The organism is Haemophilus sp. SZY H53 (genome assembly GCF_054332375.1).
The window spans coordinates 20,982-42,080 of record NZ_JBTGNV010000008.1 but is presented as its reverse complement, the minus strand read 5'-3'; the positions used below and the strand labels follow the sequence as shown (position 1 = coordinate 42,080).

Annotated in this window: 20 protein-coding genes, 1 tRNA gene and 1 pseudogene; 19 read left to right on the top strand and 3 right to left on the bottom strand. The window is 40.3% G+C overall.

The window, feature by feature from the left end; genetic code table 11:
• Positions 1-5: 5 nt before the first annotated feature.
• Positions 6-1,936, bottom strand: a pseudogene (locus ACXVWB_RS08320) (TonB-dependent receptor plug domain-containing protein).
• Positions 1,937-2,155: 219 nt separating this feature from the next.
• On the opposite strand from ACXVWB_RS08320, the gene glyQ reads away from it, so the two are divergent.
• The 9 genes from glyQ (at position 2,156) to ACXVWB_RS08275 (ending at position 10,467) form a co-directional block, all read left to right on the top strand.
• Positions 2,156-3,064: a glycine--tRNA ligase subunit alpha gene (gene glyQ, locus ACXVWB_RS08315; protein WP_458485304.1), complete on the top strand. Its 909-nt coding sequence runs from the start codon at positions 2,156-2,158 to the stop codon at positions 3,062-3,064.
• Positions 3,065-3,117: 53 nt separating this feature from the next.
• A complete protein-coding gene (locus ACXVWB_RS08310; RefSeq protein WP_458485303.1) occupies positions 3,118-3,768 on the top strand; it encodes an FABP family protein in 651 nt (216 codons plus the stop codon).
• On the top strand, positions 3,768-4,025 hold the full coding sequence (locus tag ACXVWB_RS08305) for a hypothetical protein (RefSeq protein ID WP_049357988.1): 258 nt from the start codon (positions 3,768-3,770) through the stop codon (positions 4,023-4,025). The genes ACXVWB_RS08310 and ACXVWB_RS08305 overlap by 1 nt, the downstream gene beginning before the upstream one ends.
• A gap of 4 nt (positions 4,026-4,029) precedes the next feature.
• The gene (locus ACXVWB_RS08300) at positions 4,030-4,476 is read left to right on the top strand and encodes a hypothetical protein (protein ID WP_065249913.1); all 447 of its coding nucleotides are present in this window, start codon (positions 4,030-4,032) and stop codon (positions 4,474-4,476) included.
• A gap of 9 nt (positions 4,477-4,485) precedes the next feature.
• Positions 4,486-5,763, top strand: coding sequence for a histidine-type phosphatase (locus tag ACXVWB_RS08295; RefSeq protein ID WP_458485302.1), 1,278 nt, complete (start codon positions 4,486-4,488; stop codon positions 5,761-5,763).
• A 260-nt stretch (positions 5,764-6,023) separates the two neighbouring features.
• Positions 6,024-6,665 carry a hypothetical protein gene (locus ACXVWB_RS08290; protein ID WP_289902216.1) on the top strand — a complete coding sequence of 214 codons (642 nt, stop codon included), beginning with the start codon at positions 6,024-6,026 and terminating at the stop codon, positions 6,663-6,665.
• A gap of 61 nt (positions 6,666-6,726) precedes the next feature.
• Positions 6,727-8,793 (top strand): glycine--tRNA ligase subunit beta, encoded by a 2,067-nt coding sequence (gene glyS, locus ACXVWB_RS08285; RefSeq protein WP_289902217.1) that lies wholly within the window; start codon positions 6,727-6,729, stop codon positions 8,791-8,793.
• Positions 8,794-8,843: 50 nt separating this feature from the next.
• Entirely contained in the window at positions 8,844-10,289 is a 1,446-nt protein-coding gene (locus ACXVWB_RS08280; RefSeq protein ID WP_289902218.1) for an SP_1767 family glycosyltransferase, read from the top strand.
• A 101-nt stretch (positions 10,290-10,390) separates the two neighbouring features.
• Positions 10,391-10,467: transfer RNA gene (locus tag ACXVWB_RS08275), tRNA-Ile, on the top strand.
• Between the two features lie 52 nt (positions 10,468-10,519).
• Here ACXVWB_RS08275 and ACXVWB_RS08270 read toward each other — a convergent pair.
• Complete coding sequence (locus ACXVWB_RS08270) at positions 10,520-11,245, bottom strand: 3-deoxy-D-manno-octulosonic acid kinase (protein WP_289902219.1); 726 nt, start codon at positions 11,243-11,245, stop codon at positions 10,520-10,522.
• A gap of 299 nt (positions 11,246-11,544) precedes the next feature.
• Between ACXVWB_RS08270 and ACXVWB_RS08265 the strand changes: the two genes are divergently transcribed.
• The gene (locus ACXVWB_RS08265) at positions 11,545-11,853 is read left to right on the top strand and encodes a toxin-antitoxin system YwqK family antitoxin (RefSeq protein ID WP_014064182.1); all 309 of its coding nucleotides are present in this window, start codon (positions 11,545-11,547) and stop codon (positions 11,851-11,853) included.
• 101 nt (positions 11,854-11,954) lie between these two features.
• Complete coding sequence (locus tag ACXVWB_RS08260) at positions 11,955-13,010, top strand: glycosyltransferase family 9 protein (RefSeq protein WP_289902220.1); 1,056 nt, start codon at positions 11,955-11,957, stop codon at positions 13,008-13,010.
• Between the two features lie 71 nt (positions 13,011-13,081).
• On the opposite strand, the gene ACXVWB_RS08255 is transcribed toward ACXVWB_RS08260, so the two are convergent.
• Positions 13,082-13,426 (bottom strand): carboxymuconolactone decarboxylase family protein, encoded by a 345-nt coding sequence (locus tag ACXVWB_RS08255; protein ID WP_005698020.1) that lies wholly within the window; start codon positions 13,424-13,426, stop codon positions 13,082-13,084.
• 103 nt (positions 13,427-13,529) lie between these two features.
• On the opposite strand from ACXVWB_RS08255, the gene ACXVWB_RS08250 reads away from it, so the two are divergent.
• From ACXVWB_RS08250 to fabG, 8 genes are all read left to right on the top strand, one after another.
• Positions 13,530-14,420, top strand: coding sequence for an AraC family transcriptional regulator (locus ACXVWB_RS08250; RefSeq protein WP_289902221.1), 891 nt, complete (start codon positions 13,530-13,532; stop codon positions 14,418-14,420).
• Positions 14,421-14,496: 76 nt separating this feature from the next.
• Positions 14,497-16,341: an ABC transporter ATP-binding protein gene (locus ACXVWB_RS08245; protein ID WP_289902222.1), complete on the top strand. Its 1,845-nt coding sequence runs from the start codon at positions 14,497-14,499 to the stop codon at positions 16,339-16,341.
• Positions 16,342-16,474: 133 nt separating this feature from the next.
• Complete coding sequence (gene yceD, locus ACXVWB_RS08240) at positions 16,475-16,999, top strand: 23S rRNA accumulation protein YceD (RefSeq protein ID WP_049357999.1); 525 nt, start codon at positions 16,475-16,477, stop codon at positions 16,997-16,999.
• 22 nt (positions 17,000-17,021) lie between these two features.
• A complete protein-coding gene (rpmF, locus tag ACXVWB_RS08235) occupies positions 17,022-17,192 on the top strand; it encodes a 50S ribosomal protein L32 (protein ID WP_005544470.1) in 171 nt (56 codons plus the stop codon).
• A 21-nt stretch (positions 17,193-17,213) separates the two neighbouring features.
• Positions 17,214-18,233 carry a phosphate acyltransferase PlsX gene (gene plsX / locus ACXVWB_RS08230; protein WP_054420303.1) on the top strand — a complete coding sequence of 340 codons (1,020 nt, stop codon included), beginning with the start codon at positions 17,214-17,216 and terminating at the stop codon, positions 18,231-18,233.
• A gap of 18 nt (positions 18,234-18,251) precedes the next feature.
• Positions 18,252-19,202, top strand: a complete 951-nt coding sequence (locus tag ACXVWB_RS08225; protein ID WP_177992184.1) for a beta-ketoacyl-ACP synthase III — start codon at positions 18,252-18,254, stop codon at positions 19,200-19,202.
• A gap of 92 nt (positions 19,203-19,294) precedes the next feature.
• On the top strand, positions 19,295-20,233 hold the full coding sequence (gene fabD / locus ACXVWB_RS08220) for an ACP S-malonyltransferase (protein ID WP_289902223.1): 939 nt from the start codon (positions 19,295-19,297) through the stop codon (positions 20,231-20,233).
• Between the two features lie 14 nt (positions 20,234-20,247).
• Entirely contained in the window at positions 20,248-20,976 is a 729-nt protein-coding gene (fabG, locus tag ACXVWB_RS08215; RefSeq protein WP_289902224.1) for a 3-oxoacyl-ACP reductase FabG, read from the top strand.
• Positions 20,977-21,099: the final 123 nt, after the last annotated feature.

Sequence of the window (21,099 nt, the reverse complement as noted above, 5' to 3'; positions counted from 1 at the left end):
AATAATTAGAACGATCCTTTCAACCCAACGTAAACATTACGTCCTTCTTGGCCATAGCCAAGTACGTTTTCATATTTTTTATTGAATACGTTGTTAAGATTTGCATAAATCGTCAAGCTATCCGCCACTTTATAGTTCACGCCTAAGTTTGCCAAGGTGTAAGATGGCAATTTCACTTTATACGTGCTGTAGGTCGGTGAATAGTAGGTATCCATGCGTTTGCCTGTGTAAGACACATTTACATCCGCACCTAATTTTTCAGTGATTTGGTATGCTAAGCCCGCGTTCGCCAAATGTTTTGGACGACGTGCCAATTCAGCGCCTTTGCTATCTCGGGTTTGCGTGTAGGTGTAGTTAGCATAAGCAGTTAATGCATCGGTGATTTTACCGTTGTAAGCCACTTCAACACCTTTCACTTTGCTCTTACCTTCAAGGTTTACCGCACGGCTTGCATAGGTGGTAAAGTTGATCACTTCGCTGCTAATCGCATTTTTCACGTTGCGAGCGAAATAAGTCACATCAAGGCTGTGGCGGTTGTCATGAGTTTCAAATAAGAAGCCAACATCGCCACCTAAACTTTTCTCTGGTTGTAAATTCGGGTTGCCGATATAGCGCGCGTTGTAACCGTAATATTCAGTGATTGTTGGGTTTTGAATCGCTGAACCGAAGCTTGCATGCGCTTTCACGTTATTGTGCAAGCGGTAAGCGCCTGCGATACGGCCCGTCCATGAGTTTTCATATTCAGAGCTGTCAGTGTAACGACCACTAATATTTAAACTATGATCTGCATCGTGCAATAAGCGATATTCTGCCGCTAAGCTTTTCTCAACAAGTTTTTTATTGCCTGCATTGTTGAAATAAGATGAGTTGAAATCTGTTTTTGATAGTCAGTCAAGAAGCTTAAACCTTGCGTGAGAGTGCCTTCACGATCGAAATTGACATCTAATTGATAGTTTGCGTTGAGTTTTTTCGCATCGTAAGCCGATGTATAGCCAACGGTATTGCTGTCAGTTTTGAGATGGCTTACACCAACCTTATGTTTAAGCAATTCATCATCGCTACCCAAGAAACCACTTAATTTGAACAAGGTGTCACGTGTGCGAGTGTAGTGGCCTTTTTCATCTGTTGCACTGTTATCAAAGTTAGCAGTTTGGCTGCTGTGAGAGGTTAAGAAATCAAAACCTTTTTGGTTATCGTCATAGCCGAAACGAAGAGAAGCATTATCACGGTGGAATTTATCGCGTTCGCTTGAACCACCGGTACTTACCGCTGTGCCATCTTGCGCAGTGTAGTTAAAGCGGTTTTTGCTGAGTGCTGAAATGCCTTTGGTATGGTGGCTGTCACCGTGTAAAGCGTAATAGAAACCATTATTTGAGCCTGAAAGGGTTAATGAACCATCTACTGTACGATTAGAGCCTGTGCCGAAATCGTAATCGACGTTGAAGGTTTTACCTTTTTCTAAGCCTTTCTTCGTGGTGATATAAATCACACCACCCATCGCATCACTTCCCCAAAGAGCGGATTGCTCCCCGCGCAATACTTCGATGCGGTCAATATTGCTTAATGCTAAGCCACCGAAATCAAAGCCATAACCAGAAACTGGGTTCACTTTCACGCCATCAATAATCACTGCAGTGTGGTTTGCATCCGCACCACGTAAGAATACATTAGTTAATGTGCCACGACCGCCTGAAGTACTCACGGCTAAACTCGGTACCGTTTTCAATACGTCACTGACATAAGTCGCACCACGTTGTGCAAAATCTTTTTCAGTTAAAACAGTAACAGATGAGGCGGTTTGATGAAGGCTAGTTGGCGTGGCTGATGCAGAATAGACGTTAATCACATCTAATTTCGCCACGTCTTCAGCAGCCGCTAATGCCGGAATCGCTAATAAAATCGCTGAAGTAATCACATTTTTTTCATTGTGTAGAATCCTTAGGATAAAAGTCTGTATAAAAACGCCAGCAGTTTACACATTTGAGGCTTGGCAAGCAAATCTATGATGATGAAAATAACTCATCATCAAAATGAATGAAATTTAAGGTAAATAAAAAATTTAAGGATTTTTCTGACCGCACTTTTTCGCCTTTATCCGCCTTATAGTTTCAAGTATAATGCCTGTATTTTTCATCACATTGTTATTAAAAAAATTATGAGTACAAAATTCAACGTAAAAACATTCCAAGGCATGATTTTAGCCTTGCAAGAATATTGGGCAAATCAAGGCTGCACCATTGTGCAACCTTTTGATATGGAAGTGGGCGCAGGGACCTCTCACCCAATGACCGCATTACGTGCGTTAGGCCCAGAGCCGATGGCATTCGCTTATGTGCAACCTTCACGTCGTCCGACCGATGGTCGTTATGGCGAAAACCCAAACCGTTTACAACATTACTATCAATTCCAAGCGGTGATTAAACCGTCTCCAGATAATATTCAAGAACTCTATTTAGGTTCTCTTGAAATGCTTGGTTTCGATCCGACCAAAAACGACATCCGTTTCGTGGAAGATAACTGGGAAAACCCAACCTTAGGGGCTTGGGGTTTAGGCTGGGAAGTGTGGTTAAACGGCATGGAAGTGACTCAATTTACCTATTTCCAACAAGTGGGCGGCTTAGAATGTAAACCCGTAACAGGTGAAGTAACTTACGGTTTAGAGCGTTTAGCCATGTACATTCAAGGTGTGGATTCGGTGTATGACTTAGTTTGGTCTGATGGCCCGCTTGGCAAAACCACTTACGGTGATGTGTTCCATCAAAACGAAGTGGAACAATCAACTTACAACTTTGAATACGCCGATACCGATTTCTTATTCTACTGTTTCGATCAATACGAAAAAGAAGCGAAAAGCTTATTGGAATTAGAGCGTCCATTACCATTACCGGCTTACGAGCGTATCTTAAAAGCGGCACATAGCTTCAACTTGTTAGATGCACGTAAAGCGATTTCGGTAACCGAGCGTCAACGTTACATTTTACGTATTCGTGCATTAACTAAAGGTGTGGCGGAAGCATACTATGCGAGCCGTGAAGCCTTAGGTTTTCCAGGCTGTAAAAAATAGGCAAAAAAACAACCGCACTTTAAGCATCAACCCAACGATATAAGGATAAAATAATGAAAGATTTTCAATACCCCGACGATATCTACACGGAACCAGAAATTGATCCTAATACGCTCGCGAATTTAGGCCCATTGGCTAGATTAGCGGGTGTTTGGGAAGGTAAGCGTGGTGTGGATATCAACCCGAAAGCGGAAGGGCCAGAAAAAGATCCTTATATCGAGCGTTACGAAGCCCATCCAACTGATGGTCAAACCAATGGTCCGCAACTCTATTATGGATTACGTTATCACACCCATATTGTAGAGCCAGGCGAAGTAGAGACCTTCCATGATCAAGTCGGTTACTGGTTATGGGAACCTGAAACAGGCAATATTTTATTAACAGGTAGCATTCCACGCGGCCAAACGTTTATTGCGGTCGGTAATGCACCGGCGGATGCGAAAGAATTCACCGTAAAAGCGGTACGTGGTTCACTAACAAGCGGCATTATTTCGAATCCGTTCTTAGAGCGTTCATTTACCACGGAAAGTTTTGAAATGACGGTGAAATTTCATGATGATGGCACTTGGTCATACGATCAAATCACAACCATGATTATCCCAAATTATGATGCACCATTTGAACATCGTGATCGTAACCGCTTAACCAAAATTGGCGAACCGAAATTGAACCCAACTGCGGCAGCAGAACAAGAAGGTGAATAATGAAACCCATTCTTTATTATGCGGCAGATTGCCCAGATACAGCGCCATTTGTCGCAGAGTTAAAACGCTTAGGCGTGGATTATGAGGCGGTGGAAGTATTATCTTCCATTCCAAACTTGAAACAATGGTTGCGTTTGCGTGATCGTCACGCCGCATTTGATGATGCAAAAGCACAAGGCTATGCAGGCTTTCCGGCATTATTGTTAGATGATGATCGTGTTATTTTAGATGAAGCCAAATTAAAAGAGATTTTTTAAAGTAATGAAGAAAGTCAGTTTTTTGCAATTTTTATTTAGAATTGGTGATGACTATTTAATGTTTTTGCGAAATTTAACACCCGCTGTGTTGTTTTTATCACTCGCGTTATTTATGTATTCTGAGCTGAATTGGACACATTGGGCGTGGAGTAATGTGCTAGTGCTGTTTTTAAGTTTGGCTTCAGGATTTATTGCACTCAGCGTCATGGCAATAAATACAGTCGCTTTTGTACGTGAGATGCTGAAAACTTTAAGAACACTAAGCGGAGAGAGCGAACTTGATGAAAATATTGGTACGCTCGCATTATTTAAAATGCTCTGGGTGGAGAGCAACAGTAAACAACTAATCTTTTTTGCAGTAGTCAATATTGTTGCAGTATTTATGGTGTTAGTTTACGGCACCAAATATGCCTTGAATTTTTATAGCTCAATTTCAACATTAAATGATTAGGTATCGAATATGAAAAAAATAATCCTAAAATTCACCGCACTTTTGCTTGGCTCAGTTTTAGCAAGTAGTGCGTTTGCAACAGAAAATGGTCAAACTTCCTCAAGTTCTGATTATGAATTAGAGAAAGTATTGATTTTCAGCCGACACGGATTGCGTTCACCAGTGGAAAAAGATCCGCAAGAAATGGCGAAATATTCCCCTTATGAATGGGCAAAATGGAATGTACCATCTGGCTATCTCACTGCAAAAGGGACGGTGCTAGAAACCTATTTCGGACAATATTTAGGTCAGTGGCTTTCGGATAAAGGGTTATTAACAACTGAACGTTGTGCATCAGGTGAAGGCATTTTCGCTTATGCGAATGGTGTGCAACGCACCATTGCAACAGGTCAGGCGATTGTTTCTGGTGCATTTGCGGGCTGTAATGTACAACTGCAACATCACGGTAAAATTGGTTCAGAAAAAGATCCGATTTTTAATACACAAGCGCATAATCCAAGCAAAGCCTTGATTGAATCTGCAAAAAATAACGTTGATTTAACCGCTTTACAGCAAAAATTAGCGCCAAATTATGCGTTATTAAGTGAAATTATCGATTACAAAAACTCACCAAACTGCTTGCAAAAAGGCGAGTGTGATTTAGGTGGAAAAGTCGGTGAATACAGTATTAAAGACGGTAAGTCGGTAAAAATTACGGGTTCTATCAGCACCGGAAAGAAAATTGTCAGTGCGTTATTGCTCGCACATTATGTGGGTAAGCCTGATTCAGAAATCGCAAACGGTCGTGTGAATAGCCAAGACAAATGGCGTGCAATTAATGAAATTAAAAACGAATATTACCGCACTTTATTTAAAAACAACGAAACGTTAGCACAAAATGCATCATATCCGTTATTGGCATTTATTCAGCAACAGCTAAATAGTGAAAACAAAATTAGCTTATTGGTTGGGCACGATTCTAATATCGTCGCTCTGCTGGCAGCACTAGGTGTTGAACCTTATGAATTGAATGATTCATTGGAAAATATCCCAATCGGTGGCAAGTTGCTATTTGAAGTGTGGAAACACAAACCAAGTGGTAAGCTCAAATTTAAGTTGGATTATGTGTATCAAACCACCGAACAGCTGATTAACATTACGCCATTAAGTTTAGCGACACCACCAAACCAAACAGCATTAACCCTCAAAGGCTGTAAAAAAGATGAAAATGGCTTTTGTGATTACGAGCGTTTTCAAGAGGTGTTGAGGGAGAGTATTGAAAACGGTAACATATCAGGAAGTAAATAATTCTGATATTCATATCGCGGAGTATATGATGATGTTGCCAGGAAAAGAAGGATTGGAGCAATGATTGCATTTTGCGGTGGAAAGGGAGATTTTTAACAAAACATTTTTTTTCAACATTTTAGACACTCAGCGTCTCAAATATTGAAAATATGAATAAAATATAGGGTGTGTGAAACAAAGTTTCACGCACGATCAAATATCCCATCTTCGTGTGTGAATTCAACTAATTCGTGCATGATACTTATATCTAAAGGAAAATTATGTTTGATTTAGAATCTAAAGAAAAAATACAATACGCTTTTATCTTAGTAACTGTAACTACGATTGCTATCTTTGTTTCAACAGCTATAAATTTAGACTGGTTATTTGGGCTAGCAGGATCAGCCGTATTTATATATTCCATATATTCCTTATTTATTAAGGATTGGAGTTTTATTTTAAGTTTAGTTCTTCCACTCATTATATCTTCATTCTTAGAAAAATTTTTAGAAAATGATTTTATATATACTTTTTTAGATAATAGTGATATAGGTTATCGTAGTTTTCATAATTTTACTATCGTATTGCCTACAATTTGGATATGGTTTATATCCTATAAATGGATCTTGAAAAAGAAAGCTGACCAGATAGAATCTAAAAAGGCATTGGAAATACTAGATAAAGTATTGATAAATAAGGTTGCAAACTCAAAAGGTAAAGTTGAAAAAATTTATATCGATCTAGAACCTAAATATGAAAGAGCTTTTTATGAAGTTGCGCCAAATTTATTTATTGGTATGACAAAACTTATAGATAATATAATAGTAAATACAAAAGAACCGGGATTCTATGGATATGAATATGCGGTGAGAATATTTCGTATAGGTAATGAAGAAAAATTTAGTTGGTATTTAAATCGATAAATTAAAATACTAATTCTATTACTAAAGTGCAATCTTGTTGCACCCTACCAGAGAGACAAAAATGACAACCCAAAACTTCCTTGTGGAAATCGGCACAGAAGAGCTGCCACCAAAAGCTCTTAAAACCTTGGCAACCTCTTTTGCGGATAACGTTGAGGCGGAATTAAACCAAGCAGGTTTAACTTTTGACAAAATTGAATGGTTTGCGGCGCCGCGTCGTTTGGCGGTGAAAGTGTTGAACTTAGCCACACAACAGCCAAGCCAGGAAATCGAAAAACGTGGGCCAGCAGTGTCAGCAGCCTTTGATGCGGAAGGTAAACCAACTAAAGCGGCAGAAGGCTGGGCGCGAGGTTGTGGCATTACCGTTGAGCAAGCAGAACGCATTGCGACTGATAAAGGTGAATGGCTTGTTCATCGTGCAAAAATTGAAGGTCAGCCGACTAAAAACTTGCTTAGCGGCATAGTGGCCAATGCGTTGGCGAAATTGCCAATTCCCAAACCAATGCGTTGGGCAGATAAAACCGTGCAATTTATCCGTCCGGTCCATACTGTGACCATGCTGCTAGGTGATGAGTTAATCGAAGGCGAAATTTTAGGTGTGGCAAGCGCACGCACCATTCGCGGTCACCGTTTCTTAGGCGAGAAAGAATTTGAAATTCAACATGCAGACCAATACCCGCAATTATTGCGTGAAAAAGGTTCTGTAGTTGCAGACTTCAACGAGCGTAAAGCCGAAATTTTGGCAAAATCTCAAGCAAAAGCGACCGCACTTGGCGGCGTGGCTGATATTGAGGAAAGTTTGCTTGAAGAAGTCACTTCCTTGGTGGAATATCCAAATGTATTAGCGGCAAAATTTGAAGAACGTTTCTTAGCGGTGCCTGCGGAAGCTTTGGTTTACACCATGAAAGGCGACCAAAAATATTTCCCGATTTATGATAAAGACGGCAAATTATTACCGCACTTTATTTTTGTCTCGAACATCAACCCTGAAGATCCAACCGCGATTATCGAAGGGAACGAAAAAGTGGTTCGTCCGCGTTTAACCGATGCGGAATTCTTCTTCAAAACCGACTTAAAACAAAAACTGGTTGATCGTTTACCACGCTTAGAAACCGTGTTATTCCAACAACAACTGGGTACATTAAAAGACAAAACAGACCGTATTGAGCAACTTGCAGGCGAAATTGCAAAACAAATCGGTGCAGATGAAGCGAAAGCAAAACGTGCGGGTTTACTGTCAAAATGTGACTTGATGACCAACATGGTATTCGAATTCACCGATACTCAAGGCGTAATGGGTATGCATTACGCTCGTCATGACGGTGAAGATGAAGAAGTCGCAGTCGCATTAAATGAGCAATATATGCCACGCTTTGCGGGGGATGAATTACCAAAATCTTTGGTGGCAAGTTCGGTCGCTTTAGCGGATAAATTTGACACCTTGACGGGTATCTTTGGTATCGGGCAAGCGCCGAAAGGCAGTGCAGACCCGTTCGCATTACGTCGTGCGGCATTAGGTGCGTTACGTATTATCGTAGAGAATAACTTGCCGCTGGATTTAGAAGATTTAGTGAAAAAATCAGCCGCACTTTTCGGTGATAAACTCACCAATCAAAATGTGGTTGCTGATGTAGTGGACTTTATACTTGGTCGTTTCCGTGCATGGTATCAAGATGAAGGCATTGCAGTGGATGTGATTCAAGCGGTATTGGCGCGTCGTCCAACTCGTCCTGCTGATTTTGATGCGCGCGTGCGTGCGGTTTCACACTTCCGTACTTTAGATTCAGCAGAAGCTCTAGCGGCAGCAAATAAACGTGTAAGCAATATCTTAGCCAAAGCGGATGCTGCAATTGGCGAGATTAATTTGACCGCTTGTGTAGAGCCAGCAGAAAAAGCCCTTGCTGAAGCGGTACTTGCATTACGCACTGAAGTACAACCGCTTATCGCACAAGGCGATTATACCGCAGTATTAGATAAATTAGCGAACTTACGCGCACCAGTAGACAGTTTCTTTGATAACGTAATGGTAAATGCTGAAGATCCAACATTACGCCAAAACCGCTTAGCGATTTTAAATACGTTACAAGACTTGTTCTTACAAGTGGCGGATATTTCGGTATTGCAATAATCTTAAATAGCCCCTTTATGGGGCTTTTTATTATCAAGTGAATAGAATCTATGAAAGGATTTGTTATTTATTTGCCAAGTCAGAAAACTGAACTTGCTCATTTCTTGGCTCAAGCAGATGGCTGTGATTACACGGCTGTTGTTTCTGTTTCATCTGAGTTGGTATCTCAACTTGGTGGTGAAACCGTATTTAATTTGTCAAAAGCCAAAGCAATTTTACATCGGGAAGTCACGGTAGATGAAATCGCTAATACGCTTTCACATATTGAATGTTGGCGGAAAATAGCGGTAGATGAAACGATTGCTGATAATGAATTTGCGATTGTTGCGGAAGCAGATTTACAGCTATCGCCAAATTACTTTGGTGCATTGCAAGAATATGTGAATTGTTATCTAGCAGGTTCTCAATATCAGCTTGCGTTACTAGAATGTTCACGTCAGCATGAGTTTTGGGATGATAAGATTTATCAAGGAGAAGGGCGGATTAATTCGGCACTTTTTCGACGGATAGAACATTACAATCTTGCGTATTGTCAGATGTATTTGATTCGTAAGGCTTTCATTAAGCAAATGTTGAATAAATTGAAGAGTGAGAAACCTTATTGGTTGGCTCATCGATTAGGTGATTTTTGTGATATTGATGTTCTAATTCAAACATTACCTCTTATTGCTCAGGCAAATCATAAAGTTTTACCACGTCAAATAAAGGTGAAATCCGTAGATGAAACCTTGGATTTTATGTTGCAAAACCCTTGCTCAGTGATTCGTTTTGGTGATGGTGAATTTATCCTGATTAAAGGGAATTGGATTGTTTACCAAGATTATGATCCAAAATTGGCGGCAGAGTTAGAAAATATTTTACGCATGGAAAGCAATGAAAATCGATTGATTTGTTTACCACCGATGTTTGACTCACTTTCACCTTATATTGATTCAACGAAAAGCTATTGGCGAACTCATTTAAATAATCATTCTCTTTATTATGAGAATGTATGTACTGCGAGTGAGTATGGGAATACTTTCCTCTCTCGTCCTTATATCGATTGGCAAGATAAAAGCCAGTCTGCTCGTTGGTTCGAGAAATTAAAACAGCTTTGGCAAGATAAAGATTTATTGATTGTTGAAGGAGAGACTTCGCGTTCAGGAGTGGGAAATGATTTATTTGATAATGCTCATTCTATTAAGCGAATTATTTGCCCTGCCAGAGATGCATATGCTTACATTGAACAAATTCAGCAAGCAATCATTCAGCATGCAGAAAATCGCCTCATATTGCTTATGCTTGGACCAACGGCAAAAGTGTTAGCCTATAATTTATCCGAATTAGGTTATCGTGCCATTGATATTGGTCATATTGATTCGGAATATGAATGGTTTAAAATGGGCGCGACAGAAAAAGTCAGATTTACTCATAAACATACCGCTGATTTTAATGAAGATGGAATTAAGCTAGAGGATGATGCCGTTTATGAGCAGCAAATAATCTGTCGGATTTAAAAATAGAATAGTCAGACTAAAAAAGGATGGTCAATTTTCCAACGACCATCCTTTTGTATATAGACTTCAAATGATTATTTCTCTATAATCAACCGCACCTTCCCCCCTTAGCTCAGTCGGTTAGAGCAGGCGACTCATAATCGCTTGGTCACTGGTTCAAGTCCGGTAGGGGGGACCATTCATAGAGATCGCATTAGGCGGTCCTTTTTATTGCCTTTCTCTAACGCGTTTTAGGCGTTATATCCCTTCAACAATTCAGTCCAATTTTCTTCATTAAATTGAATATTCATTCTGCCGACTTCTTTGACAAAAGAGCGGTGTAATCTTTCCAGGTTGCCTTGTTTCCAAGAATCTCCTGATTTTTGACCGCACTTATCGAAATCAATGAGCCAACATTTTTGTTCATTTTCGAGTTGTTGCACGAGAATATTATGAGCATTGAGATCCGTATGGCAAATTTGCAAATCATGCAACTGACGAATTAATTTACCAATGGCTTGCCAGATGTCATTCGATAGTTGTTGAATTTGTAAAAGTGCGGTCAGATCTTGGGCATTTTCGATCTTTTCTATCAAGATATCCGCTTGGTAACAAATCCCTAATTTGCCTTTTTTAACACGAGCAGCAATCGGTTTAGGTACGGCAACGCCTGCTTGATGGAGTTGATTTAACAGCTGAAATTCCGCCAAGCTGCGAGTTTCACTCAATGATTGAAAACGATAGCGATCTTTGTTGAATTTTCCCCATAAACCGCCTCGATAATAGTGACGAAGGGCAGTATTTACCCCAAACAGATCTTTTGTATTCAGGAAGTAGGTTGTACCACGTCCTTTGGCTGAGCCGGTAATACGTTGTTGTTTTTCCCAAAAAGCCGATTCAAAAAATGAAGCGGGTTCAGTTGGTTTTTCCGTGAGATTAAAAAGAAAGAATTGATTATCTTGTTGGAATTCAAGCATTTTAGTTGAACCGAATTATAGAAAATGCCCTCATTCTACTTTAAATACGCTGATTTTCTAGCATTACAAGCTTTTCATCTTATTTTATGTCAAAGTTGTGAAGCAGATCACATAAGTAGTGAGATATCTGTATTTTGTTAATTCGTAAAATTTTCGCAGAATTTTACCGCTTGCAGTGTGATTTTATGTTATAAAATGAATAGAAGTGAAAAGCACTGTTTTACATATTTATTTTGTTAGGTTACACTTTTTCCAGAAATTATTTTGATGACTCTCTATTTAATATGAGGAAATTAGCTATGAAAAAACCTCTATTTACTGTTTTAGCGCTTTTTTGTATTGGTTCTGCTACGGCGTATATTCGTTCAACAATAGAGAATCAGACTTTTCATCCTAACGGTAATATAAAATCGGAGGTGGTTGAAATAAATGGCGTCAAAACGACTAAATATTATGATGAATCAGGAACACTTATCTCGCAAGGCGAATTAAAAAATGGCGTAGAGCAAGGAATGTGGAAATATTTTGATAAAGATGGTAACGTTATCTTTACTAAGCACTATGTGAAAGGGCATATTGTTGCGGAAGGATTAGGTCCTAAAAAGTAGCAATCTAGATAAATAAAAGGGCGAATTAAATAAATTCGCCCTTTGTTTTCATTAAATTATTTTTGGTTAATAGACGGAAATTAAATGCGCGAGGAATTCAAATGTCCCATTCTCCACTTTTTACTTCACCTCCTAAATCACTTTGTATTTTGCGTTTGTCTGCGGTGGGTGATGTTTGTCATACACTTGCTGTGGTGCAGCATATTCAACGTTATTGGCCGCAAACGAAATTAACGTGGATTGTGGGTAAAACAGAAATGGGTCTACTTTCCGGTATTGAAGGCGTGGAACTGGTTCCTTACGATAAAAAGAGCGGTTGGAAAGGCGTATGGAATTTATGGATGTTTTTGAAAAATAATCAATTTGATGCGCTTTTGAATATGCAGACGGCATTTCGTGCTTCTATTATCTCTCTTGGTATTCAAGCGAAATATAAAATTGGGTTTGGCAAAAAACGTTCTCGAGAAGGGCAGTGGTTGTTTGTGAATCGTCGAGTTCAAGATCCCGACACCCCTCATGTACTAGATGGTTTTATGGCTTTTGCAGATTATCTTGGTGTACCACTGGCAGAGATACTTTCTTGGCACTTGGCAATTTCTGATTCAGATCGAGAATATGCCAAACAGTTTCTTGAGCCAACGCGTAAAAATCTGATTATTTCTCCTTGCTCTAGTAAAGCCGAGAAAGATTGGGTGGTGGAGCGTTATGCGGAAGTGGCAAATCTTGCTCATCAACATCATGTGAATGTGATTTTTTGTAGCTCGCCGGCAAAACGCGAATTAGAAATGGTGAAAAAAATTATCGCACTTTGTGATTTTGAACCGGTTGATGCCTCAGGAAAAACCAGTTTGAAACAACTTGCTGCATTAATTCATCAAGCAAATTTAGTCATCTCGCCCGATTCAGGCCCAGCCCATATTGCTACTACTCAAGGTACGCCAGTGATTGGATTGTATGCTTATCATAATCCGTTACGTACCGCACCTTATTATAATCTGGATAATGTAGTGTCGGTATATGAAGAAAATGTGCAAAAAGAACAAGGAAAACCTTCAAGTGAATTGCCTTGGGCAACCAAATTAAAAGGTAAAAATTTAATGGCTGAAATTCAGGTAGAGCAAGTGGTCGCTCAGATGAGAGCATTGAATTTATTTTAAAGTGCGGTCAATTTTAGAGATAAAAAAAGCCCTCAAATGAGGGCTAAAAGAATCATAAAGTTCCTAGCGAATTATTCGCCTTTTTGTGCGTTGTAAGCTTCTAATGCACGAAGAGAGTAGGTGTAAGCTGCACCAGCATTTAATGCGATAGACATCGCTAATGCTGCTGCCACTTCTTCTTCAGTTGCACCTGCTTTCACCGCTTCATCAGCGTGCACACCAATGCAGCTTTCACAACGAGTTGTTACGGCAACTGCTAATGCAATTAATTCACGGGTTTTGGCATCTAATACGTTACCTTCTGCTGCAGCCGCACCTAATGCGCCGTAAGCTTGTAACATTTTAGGGTATTTTTTACCTAATGCACCGAATGATTTTTTAACGTGTGCTACATCATTTTTCCAATCTGCAAACATGGTTTTTCTCCTTAAATTTAGTACAAATTTCGAGAGGAATTATAAGCAGATTAGCGTATGATACTTGTCAAATTGTCTTAACTTTTAGACGGAAAATCTCACAATGGATTATTTAGATAAATTAACTCAGCTGGCGCAAGTGCGTGGGGAAATTAATATTCGTTGCTTGTTTCAAGGGGATTGGCAAGTTGAACATCAGCCTGATGTGGCGGAGTATCAAGGTTTATTTCATTTAATCGAGCAAGGTGAGTGCTGGGTAACCTTTGCAGAAAAACAGTTTCATTTGAAAAAAGGTGATCTCTTTTTTCTCCCTCAAAATCGACCGCACTTTTTGGGCAGTTCTCAACAAAAAAAAGAGAATAGCCTACAGAGAGCGCAATCAAATGCACTTTTTAATGTCCATCAAATAGGTGCAGGTACGCCCGATCTGAAGATGTTTTGTGGAACGTTTTATTATCAAAAACCGTCATTATTGATTAATTCATTACCAGACTATTTGCATCTTTCGCTACAAAATACGCCTGTACAGCCCTTGGTTTCACTTTTTTTACAAGAAGCCGAGAAACCGGAGCAAGGCACAAAATCGGTGATTGATGCATTATCAAACGTATTGTTTATTTATATTTTGCGTCATGCTCAGCAAATAGGTTTGCTCAATCAAGGCTTATTAGCCGCGTTGCAGGATAAAAGGCTGAATCAAGTCCTTGAAAAAATCCTGTTTTCACCTCAATTAGATTGGAATATTGAGCAATTAGCAGAGTTGGCATCCATGTCTCGTGCGACCTTTATGCGGATCTTTCAACAGCAATTAGGGATGCCTCCAGGAAAATTTCTCACACAAGTGCGGTTAGAAATGGCGGCTGTTTTATTGAAAAATACGCAAAAGACTATTTTAGCGATTGCCCTTGAAGTGGGGTATCAATCAGAAGCACATTTTAGTAAGGCGTTTAAAGCAATTTATGGGCTTTCACCGAGCCAATTTCGCAAAAACTAGCCCATCGTTTAAAACTTGCGTTATAATGACCGCACTTTAGGCGGCTCTGTCGCCTTTAATTTTTTAAGGTATTGTTATGTTTAATAAAATATTTTCATGGTTTGAAAACCGTTTAAATCCTTATCCGGAAAGTAATCCAACGACGCCTGAAAAAGGCTTGTTCCGTTTTATTTGGTCAAGCATTGACGGCATGAAAGGCTGGATCTTTTTACTTGCGGTATTGACGGTCGGTACCGGTGTGATGGAAGCCTTACTTTTCCAATTTATGGGATTATTGGTGGATTGGCTGGGTGCTTATTCACCAACTACACTTTGGCAAGAAAAAGGGCACTTGCTTGCTGGCATGGCTGCCTTACTTATTTTCAGTATTGTATGGTCATTTGTTGGCGTGAATGTGCGCTTACAAACGCTGCAAGGGGTGTTTCCAATGCGTTTGCGTTGGAATTTCCACCGTTTGATGCTGGGACAAAGCTTAAGTTTCTACCAAGATGAATTTGCAGGTCGTGTATCGGCAAAAGTGATGCAAACTGCCCTTGCGGTACGTGATACGGTGATGACCATAGCAGATATGTTAGTGTATGTTGCCGTATATTTTATTACTTCTGGCTTAGTGCTTGCGGCTTTAGATACCTGGTTTTTAGTGCCGTTTTTCTTATGGATTGTGGCATTTGTGACTATTTTACGTCTGCTTATTCCTCGTTTAGCCAAAACCGCACAACGACAAGCTGATGCGCGCTCTTTAATGACAGGACGTATTACGGATGCTTACTCAAATATTGCAACGGTGAAACTATTTTCACATGATGCGAGAGAAGCGAATTATGCAAAACGTTCCATGGAAGAATTTATGGTCACCGTGCATGCACAGATGCGTTTGGCGAGTTCATTAGATACCTTAACTTACGCAACCAATATTTTCTTAACGTTAAGCACCGCGATTTTAGGCGTGGTGTTGTGGCAAAACGGCCAAGTCGGTGTGGGAGCAGTGGCTACAGCAACTGCGATGGCATTACGTGTAAATGGTCTTTCTCGTTGGATTATGTGGGAATCAGCGCGTTTATTTGAAAATATCGGGACAGTGAATGATGGTATGGCAACGCTAACCAAACCGCATACTATTGTTGATAAGCCAAATTGTGTTCCATTAGAAGTAAAACAAGGTGATATCAAATTTAACAATGTTTCGTTTGCCTATGATCCAAATAAACCGTTGCTTAACCATTTTAATCTCACCATCAAACCGGGTGAAAAAGTGGGCTTAATTGGTCGTTCTGGTGCAGGTAAATCAACCATTGTGAATTTACTTCTACGTTTCTACGAAGCGCAAGAAGGTTCAATTACCATTGATGGTCAAAATATTTTAGATGTAAGCCAAGAAAGCCTTCGTCGTCAGATTGGTCTTGTAACACAAGATACCTCGCTTTTACACCGCTCTGTTCGCGATAACATCATTTATGGTCGCCCAACCGCGACAGATGAAGAAATGATCAATGCGGCTAAACGTGCGGAAGCGGCAGATTTCATCCCTTATCTCAGCGATGCGCAAGGTAGAAAAGGCTATGATGCCCATGTTGGTGAACGCGGGGTGAAACTGTCGGGTGGACAACGCCAACGAATTGCGATTGCGCGTGTCATGTTAAAAGATGCACCAATTTTACTGTTGGATGAAGCGACCAGTGCACTAGACTCCGAAGTGGAAGTGGCGATTCAAGAAAGTCTCGACAAGATGATGGAAAATAAAACAGTTATTGCCATCGCTCACCGTTTATCCACTATTGCGGCAATGGATCGTTTAATTGTGTTAGATAAAGGACAAATTGTCGAGCAAGGGACTCACGCAGAGTTGCTCGAACAAAATGGCCTTTATGCTCGACTTTGGAAACACCAAAGTGGTGGCTTCTTGAGTGAGCATGCCGAGTAAAACACAGGAAAAAATGACCGCACTTTGCAAAGGTGTAAATCTTGAGAGAGTTTAGATAGAGATTGAACTTTTCTCATAATTAGTGCGAATTTCCTTTGACTATTTTATTGACAACAGGTAATATTCGCACCCTATGCAAAAGGTAAAACTACCCCTAACCGTTGATCCGGTTAAAGACGCTCAACAAAGAATTGATTATGATGGTTATTATACCGCTAGTCAGTTAGTGCGTTTAGCTGAATCTACGGGGAAAGTGCTCAGCGATGCACAGGTAACATTATCGTTTTATATTGATCCACAAAAATTAGTGGTGATGAAAGGGCAAGTACAAGTTGATGTCGAATTAGACTGTCAACGTTGTGGTGAACCATTCAAACAAACATTGGAGTGTCATTTTATGTATAGTCCAGTGGCTAATTGGGATCAGGCTGATGACTTGCCGGAAATTTATGAGCCAATCGAATTTAATGAGTTTGGTGAAATAGATTTACTTGGTGCAGTGGAAGACGAACTTATTTTAGCTCTACCGCTTGTTCCAATGCATTCATCTGAACACTGTGAAGTGTCCGCGCACGAACAGGTTTTTGGCGAATTGCCTGAAGAATTGGCAAAAAAACCGAACCCGTTCGCTGTATTAGCTAATTTAAAGCAAAAGTAAATTAAATTTAGGAGTATAGCCAATGGCTGTTCAACAAAACAAAAAATCTCGTTCACGTCGTGATATGCGTCGTTCACACGATGCATTAACTACTGCTGCAGTATCAGTGGATAAAGCAAGCGGTGAAACTCACTTACGCCACCACGTAACTGCTGACGGTTACTACCGTGGTCGCAAAGTGATCAATAAGTAATTTTACTTATAAGGTATTCACTTGAACCGTCTAACCTTAGCGTTAGATGTGATGGGCGGGGACATTGGTCCCCGTATTACTATCCCCGCATCTCTTTCAGCATTGGAAGCAGATCCAATGCTCTCTTTAGTGCTGTTTGGCGATAGCCAACAAATTTCCCCCTTACTGGAAAATGCACCTTCTTCTCTTTTAGAACGTATTCAAATTCATCATTGCACTAAGACGATTGATAACAATCAAGGTATTTCTCATGCATTGCGTCATAGCAAAGGCACGTCGATGCGTTTGGCTATTGAAATGGTTCAGAAAGGTGAGGCGCAAGGTTGTGTCAGCGCAGGGAATACGGGCGCATTGATGGGATTGTCAAAGGTACTTTTACAGCCTTTAGAGGGGATTCAACGCCCAGCGTTGGTATCCTTATTGCCGTCGATGACGGGTGATAAAACCGTGATGTTAGATTTAGGCGCAAACGTAGAATGTTCTGCTCAAAATCTTTATGAATTTGCCGTCATGGGCTCGATCTTTGCCGAAAACCGATTGAACTTAGTTTATCCACGCATTGCCTTACTCAATATTGGTGTGGAAGAAATTAAAGGACATCAATCCATTCGTGAAGCCGCGAATTTATTAGAAAAATCAACCGCACTTAATTATACCGGCTTTATTGAAGGTAACTTTTTATTAAATGGCGTGGCTGATGTGATCGTGAGTGATGGGTTTTCGGGAAATATTGCATTAAAAACCCTTGAAGGGGCAGCTAAGAATCTGTTATCTCTTCTGAAAGGAAAAGAAAAACAGCCTATTTTTAAATCATTTGCCAAATTTATTCTGCGTTTTTTCTTTAAGGATGCTTATCATCGCTTGAAACGCATTAACCCTGATGAATATAATGGGGCATCTTTACTCGGATTAACGGCTGTTGTGGTGAAAAGCCATGGCAGCGCAAATGTGGATGCATTTGCTCGTGCAATTGCGGATGCAGCTTTACAAGCTCGTTTGCAAATTCCACAAAAAATCTTGGCGGGTTTACAACGTTATTAATTAATAAGTTTTGATATTATGAATAGTAGAATTTTATCCACCGGTAGCTATTTGCCGAGCCATATTCGTACCAATGCGGATTTGGAAAAAATGGTTGATACTTCAGATGAATGGATCGTGACACGTTCAGGCATTCGTGAACGTCGTATTGCTGCAGCAGATGAAACCGTTGCAACAATGGGATATGAAGCAGCCAAAAAAGCACTTGAAATGGCCAATCTTGATCCTCAAGAAATTGAGTTGATCATCGTTGCAACAACCAGTGGTTCTCACGCTTATCCAAGTTCAGCTTGCCAAGTTCAAGGTTTATTAGGCATCGAAGACGCGATTTCTTTTGATTTAGCGGCGGCTTGTACCGGTTTTGTTTATGCTTTAGGCGTAGCGGATAAATTTATTCGTTCAGGTAGCGTGAAAAAAGCCCTTGTGATTGGTGCAGATCTTAACTCGCGTAAATTAGATGAAACCGATCGTAGCACTGTTGTGTTATTTGGCGATGGTGCCGGTGCGGTGATTTTAGAAGCATCAGAGCAAGAAGGCATTATTTCAACGCATTTACATGCGTCGCCAGATAACAATGCGGCATTACTACTTCCACAAGCTGAACGTGGCGTGGAGAAATCTGGCTATATTGAAATGCAAGGTAATGAAACCTTTAAATTAGCGGTGCGTGAGCTTTCTAATGTCGTGGAAGAAACCCTTTCTGCTAATAATCTCCAAAAAACAGATATCGACTGGCTTGTGCCACATCAAGCGAATTTACGTATTATCACGGCGACAGCGAAAAAATTAGAGATGGATATGTCGCAAGTCGTGGTCACACTTGATCGTACAGCCAATACCAGTGCGGCGACTGTGCCAACGGCTTTAGATGAAGCGGTGCGTGATGGCCGAATTCAACGCGGTCAATTGCTTTTACTCGAAGCTTTTGGCGGTGGTTGGACTTGGGGTTCAGCATTGGTGCGATTCTAATTAATTTGTTAGAATCCCAACAGAATTTTAAAAGTGCGGTTAAATTTGACCGCACTTTCAACATTTAAACGATGAAGAAATAGGAAGAAAACATGAAAAAATTCGCAATGGTTTTTCCAGGACAAGGTTCTCAAGCTGTTGGCATGTTAGCTGATCTTGCTAACGAATATCCGGTAGTCACTGAGACTTTTAAACAAGCATCTGAAGCGCTTGACTATGATTTATGGAACTTAGTTCAACAAGGTCCAGCAGAAGAACTAAATAAAACTTGGCAAACTCAGCCGGCATTATTAGCGGCATCCGTTGCGATCTTCCGTGTATGGCAAGAAAAATACCCTCAATTACAACCAAGCGTGATGGCTGGTCACAGTTTAGGTGAATATTCAGCATTAGTTTGTGCAGGTGTCATTGATTTTAAAGATGCGATTAAATTAGTCGAATTACGCGGTAAATTAATGCAGCAAGCGGTACCTGAAGGTACTGGTGCAATGTATGCGATTATTGGTTTAGACAATGAAGCGATTATCAATGCATGTAAACAAGCCGAGCAAGGTGAAGTAGTATCTGCAGTAAACTTTAACTCACCAGGGCAAGTAGTCATTGCGGGAGCGAAAGAAGCGGTAGAACGTGCGGCTGCATTATGTAAAGAAGCGGGCGCAAAACGTGCTTTACCATTAGCGGTAAGTGTTCCTTCACATTGCGCATTAATGAAACCGGCAGCAGAACAATTAGCCGTAACACTTGAAGGCATTATGCTTAATGCGCCCGCAACACCAGTATTAAACAACGTGGATGTTAAAGCGGAAACAGAAAGTGCTGAAATTCGTACCGCACTTATTCGTCAGTTATATAGCCCAGTTCGTTGGACTGAAACCGTTGAGAAAATGGCGCAAGATGGCGTAGAAGTTTTAGTTGAAATCGGCCCAGGTAAAGTCTTAAACGGTTTAACAAAACGTATCGTGGCAGAATTACAAGCAACATCAGTAAACGATGTGGCATCATTAGATGCTGTTGAAGCATTATTAGCATAAAAGGGGGATTAAAAATGCAAAATAAAATCGCATTAGTGACAGGTGCAACACGCGGAATTGGCCGCGCAATTGCAGAAGAATTAGCATCAAAAGGTGCATTTGTAATTGGTACCGCAACCTCTGAAAAAGGTGCTGATACAATTTCAGCTTACCTTGGCGATAAAGGTAAAGGTTTCGTATTAAATGTGGCAGACAAAGAAAGTATTGATGCCGTATTAGAACAAATTAAAGAACAATTTGGTGATATTGATATTCTCGTGAATAACGCAGGTATCACACGTGATAACTTATTAATGCGTATGAAAGATGAAGAATGGTTTGATATTATGCAAACCAACTTAACTTCTGTATTCCATCTTTCTAAAGCGATGTTACGTTCCATGATGAAAAAACGTTTCGGTCGTATCATTACTATTGGCTCGGTTGTGGGCTCAATGGGTAATCCGGGTCAATCTAACTACTGTGCCGCAAAAGCCGGCTTAATTGGTTTCTCTAAAGGTTTAGCGAAAGAAGTGGCATCACGTGGCATTACTGTAAACGTTGTGGCTCCAGGCTTCATCGCAACGGATATGACAGAAGTGCTTACTGAAGAACAAAAAGCGGGTATTCTTGGTAATGTTCCTGCTGGCCGTTTAGGTGAGCCAAAAGATATCGCAAAAGCAGTGGCATTTTTAGCTTCTGACGATGCGGCTTATATTACAGGTACGACATTGCATGTGAATGGCGGCTTATATATGAGCTAGCCCTTTAGGGGATATATATCTGGGATTTTGTCTATAAAATATAGCAAAGCCGTTTTGTTAATGATAAAATCCCAACTGCAATGTAACTTTTTCTCTGTATGTGTTTTTACATTGCCTGTTTTT

Coding starts and splice junctions, on each gene's coding strand:
- glyQ (WP_458485304.1), top strand. CDS start 2,156: ATGAGTACAAAATTCAACGTAAAAACATTCCAAGGCATGATTTTAGCC.
- ACXVWB_RS08310 (WP_458485303.1), top strand. CDS start 3,118: ATGAAAGATTTTCAATACCCCGACGATATCTACACGGAACCAGAAATT.
- ACXVWB_RS08305 (WP_049357988.1), top strand. CDS start 3,768: ATGAAACCCATTCTTTATTATGCGGCAGATTGCCCAGATACAGCGCCA.
- ACXVWB_RS08300 (WP_065249913.1), top strand. CDS start 4,030: ATGAAGAAAGTCAGTTTTTTGCAATTTTTATTTAGAATTGGTGATGAC.
- ACXVWB_RS08295 (WP_458485302.1), top strand. CDS start 4,486: ATGAAAAAAATAATCCTAAAATTCACCGCACTTTTGCTTGGCTCAGTT.
- ACXVWB_RS08290 (WP_289902216.1), top strand. CDS start 6,024: ATGTTTGATTTAGAATCTAAAGAAAAAATACAATACGCTTTTATCTTA.
- glyS (WP_289902217.1), top strand. CDS start 6,727: ATGACAACCCAAAACTTCCTTGTGGAAATCGGCACAGAAGAGCTGCCA.
- ACXVWB_RS08280 (WP_289902218.1), top strand. CDS start 8,844: ATGAAAGGATTTGTTATTTATTTGCCAAGTCAGAAAACTGAACTTGCT.
- ACXVWB_RS08270 (WP_289902219.1), bottom strand. CDS start 11,245: ATGCTTGAATTCCAACAAGATAATCAATTCTTTCTTTTTAATCTCACG.
- ACXVWB_RS08265 (WP_014064182.1), top strand. CDS start 11,545: ATGAAAAAACCTCTATTTACTGTTTTAGCGCTTTTTTGTATTGGTTCT.
- ACXVWB_RS08260 (WP_289902220.1), top strand. CDS start 11,955: ATGTCCCATTCTCCACTTTTTACTTCACCTCCTAAATCACTTTGTATT.
- ACXVWB_RS08255 (WP_005698020.1), bottom strand. CDS start 13,426: ATGTTTGCAGATTGGAAAAATGATGTAGCACACGTTAAAAAATCATTC.
- ACXVWB_RS08250 (WP_289902221.1), top strand. CDS start 13,530: ATGGATTATTTAGATAAATTAACTCAGCTGGCGCAAGTGCGTGGGGAA.
- ACXVWB_RS08245 (WP_289902222.1), top strand. CDS start 14,497: ATGTTTAATAAAATATTTTCATGGTTTGAAAACCGTTTAAATCCTTAT.
- yceD (WP_049357999.1), top strand. CDS start 16,475: ATGCAAAAGGTAAAACTACCCCTAACCGTTGATCCGGTTAAAGACGCT.
- rpmF (WP_005544470.1), top strand. CDS start 17,022: ATGGCTGTTCAACAAAACAAAAAATCTCGTTCACGTCGTGATATGCGT.
- ACXVWB_RS08225 (WP_177992184.1), top strand. CDS start 18,252: ATGAATAGTAGAATTTTATCCACCGGTAGCTATTTGCCGAGCCATATT.
- fabD (WP_289902223.1), top strand. CDS start 19,295: ATGAAAAAATTCGCAATGGTTTTTCCAGGACAAGGTTCTCAAGCTGTT.
- fabG (WP_289902224.1), top strand. CDS start 20,248: ATGCAAAATAAAATCGCATTAGTGACAGGTGCAACACGCGGAATTGGC.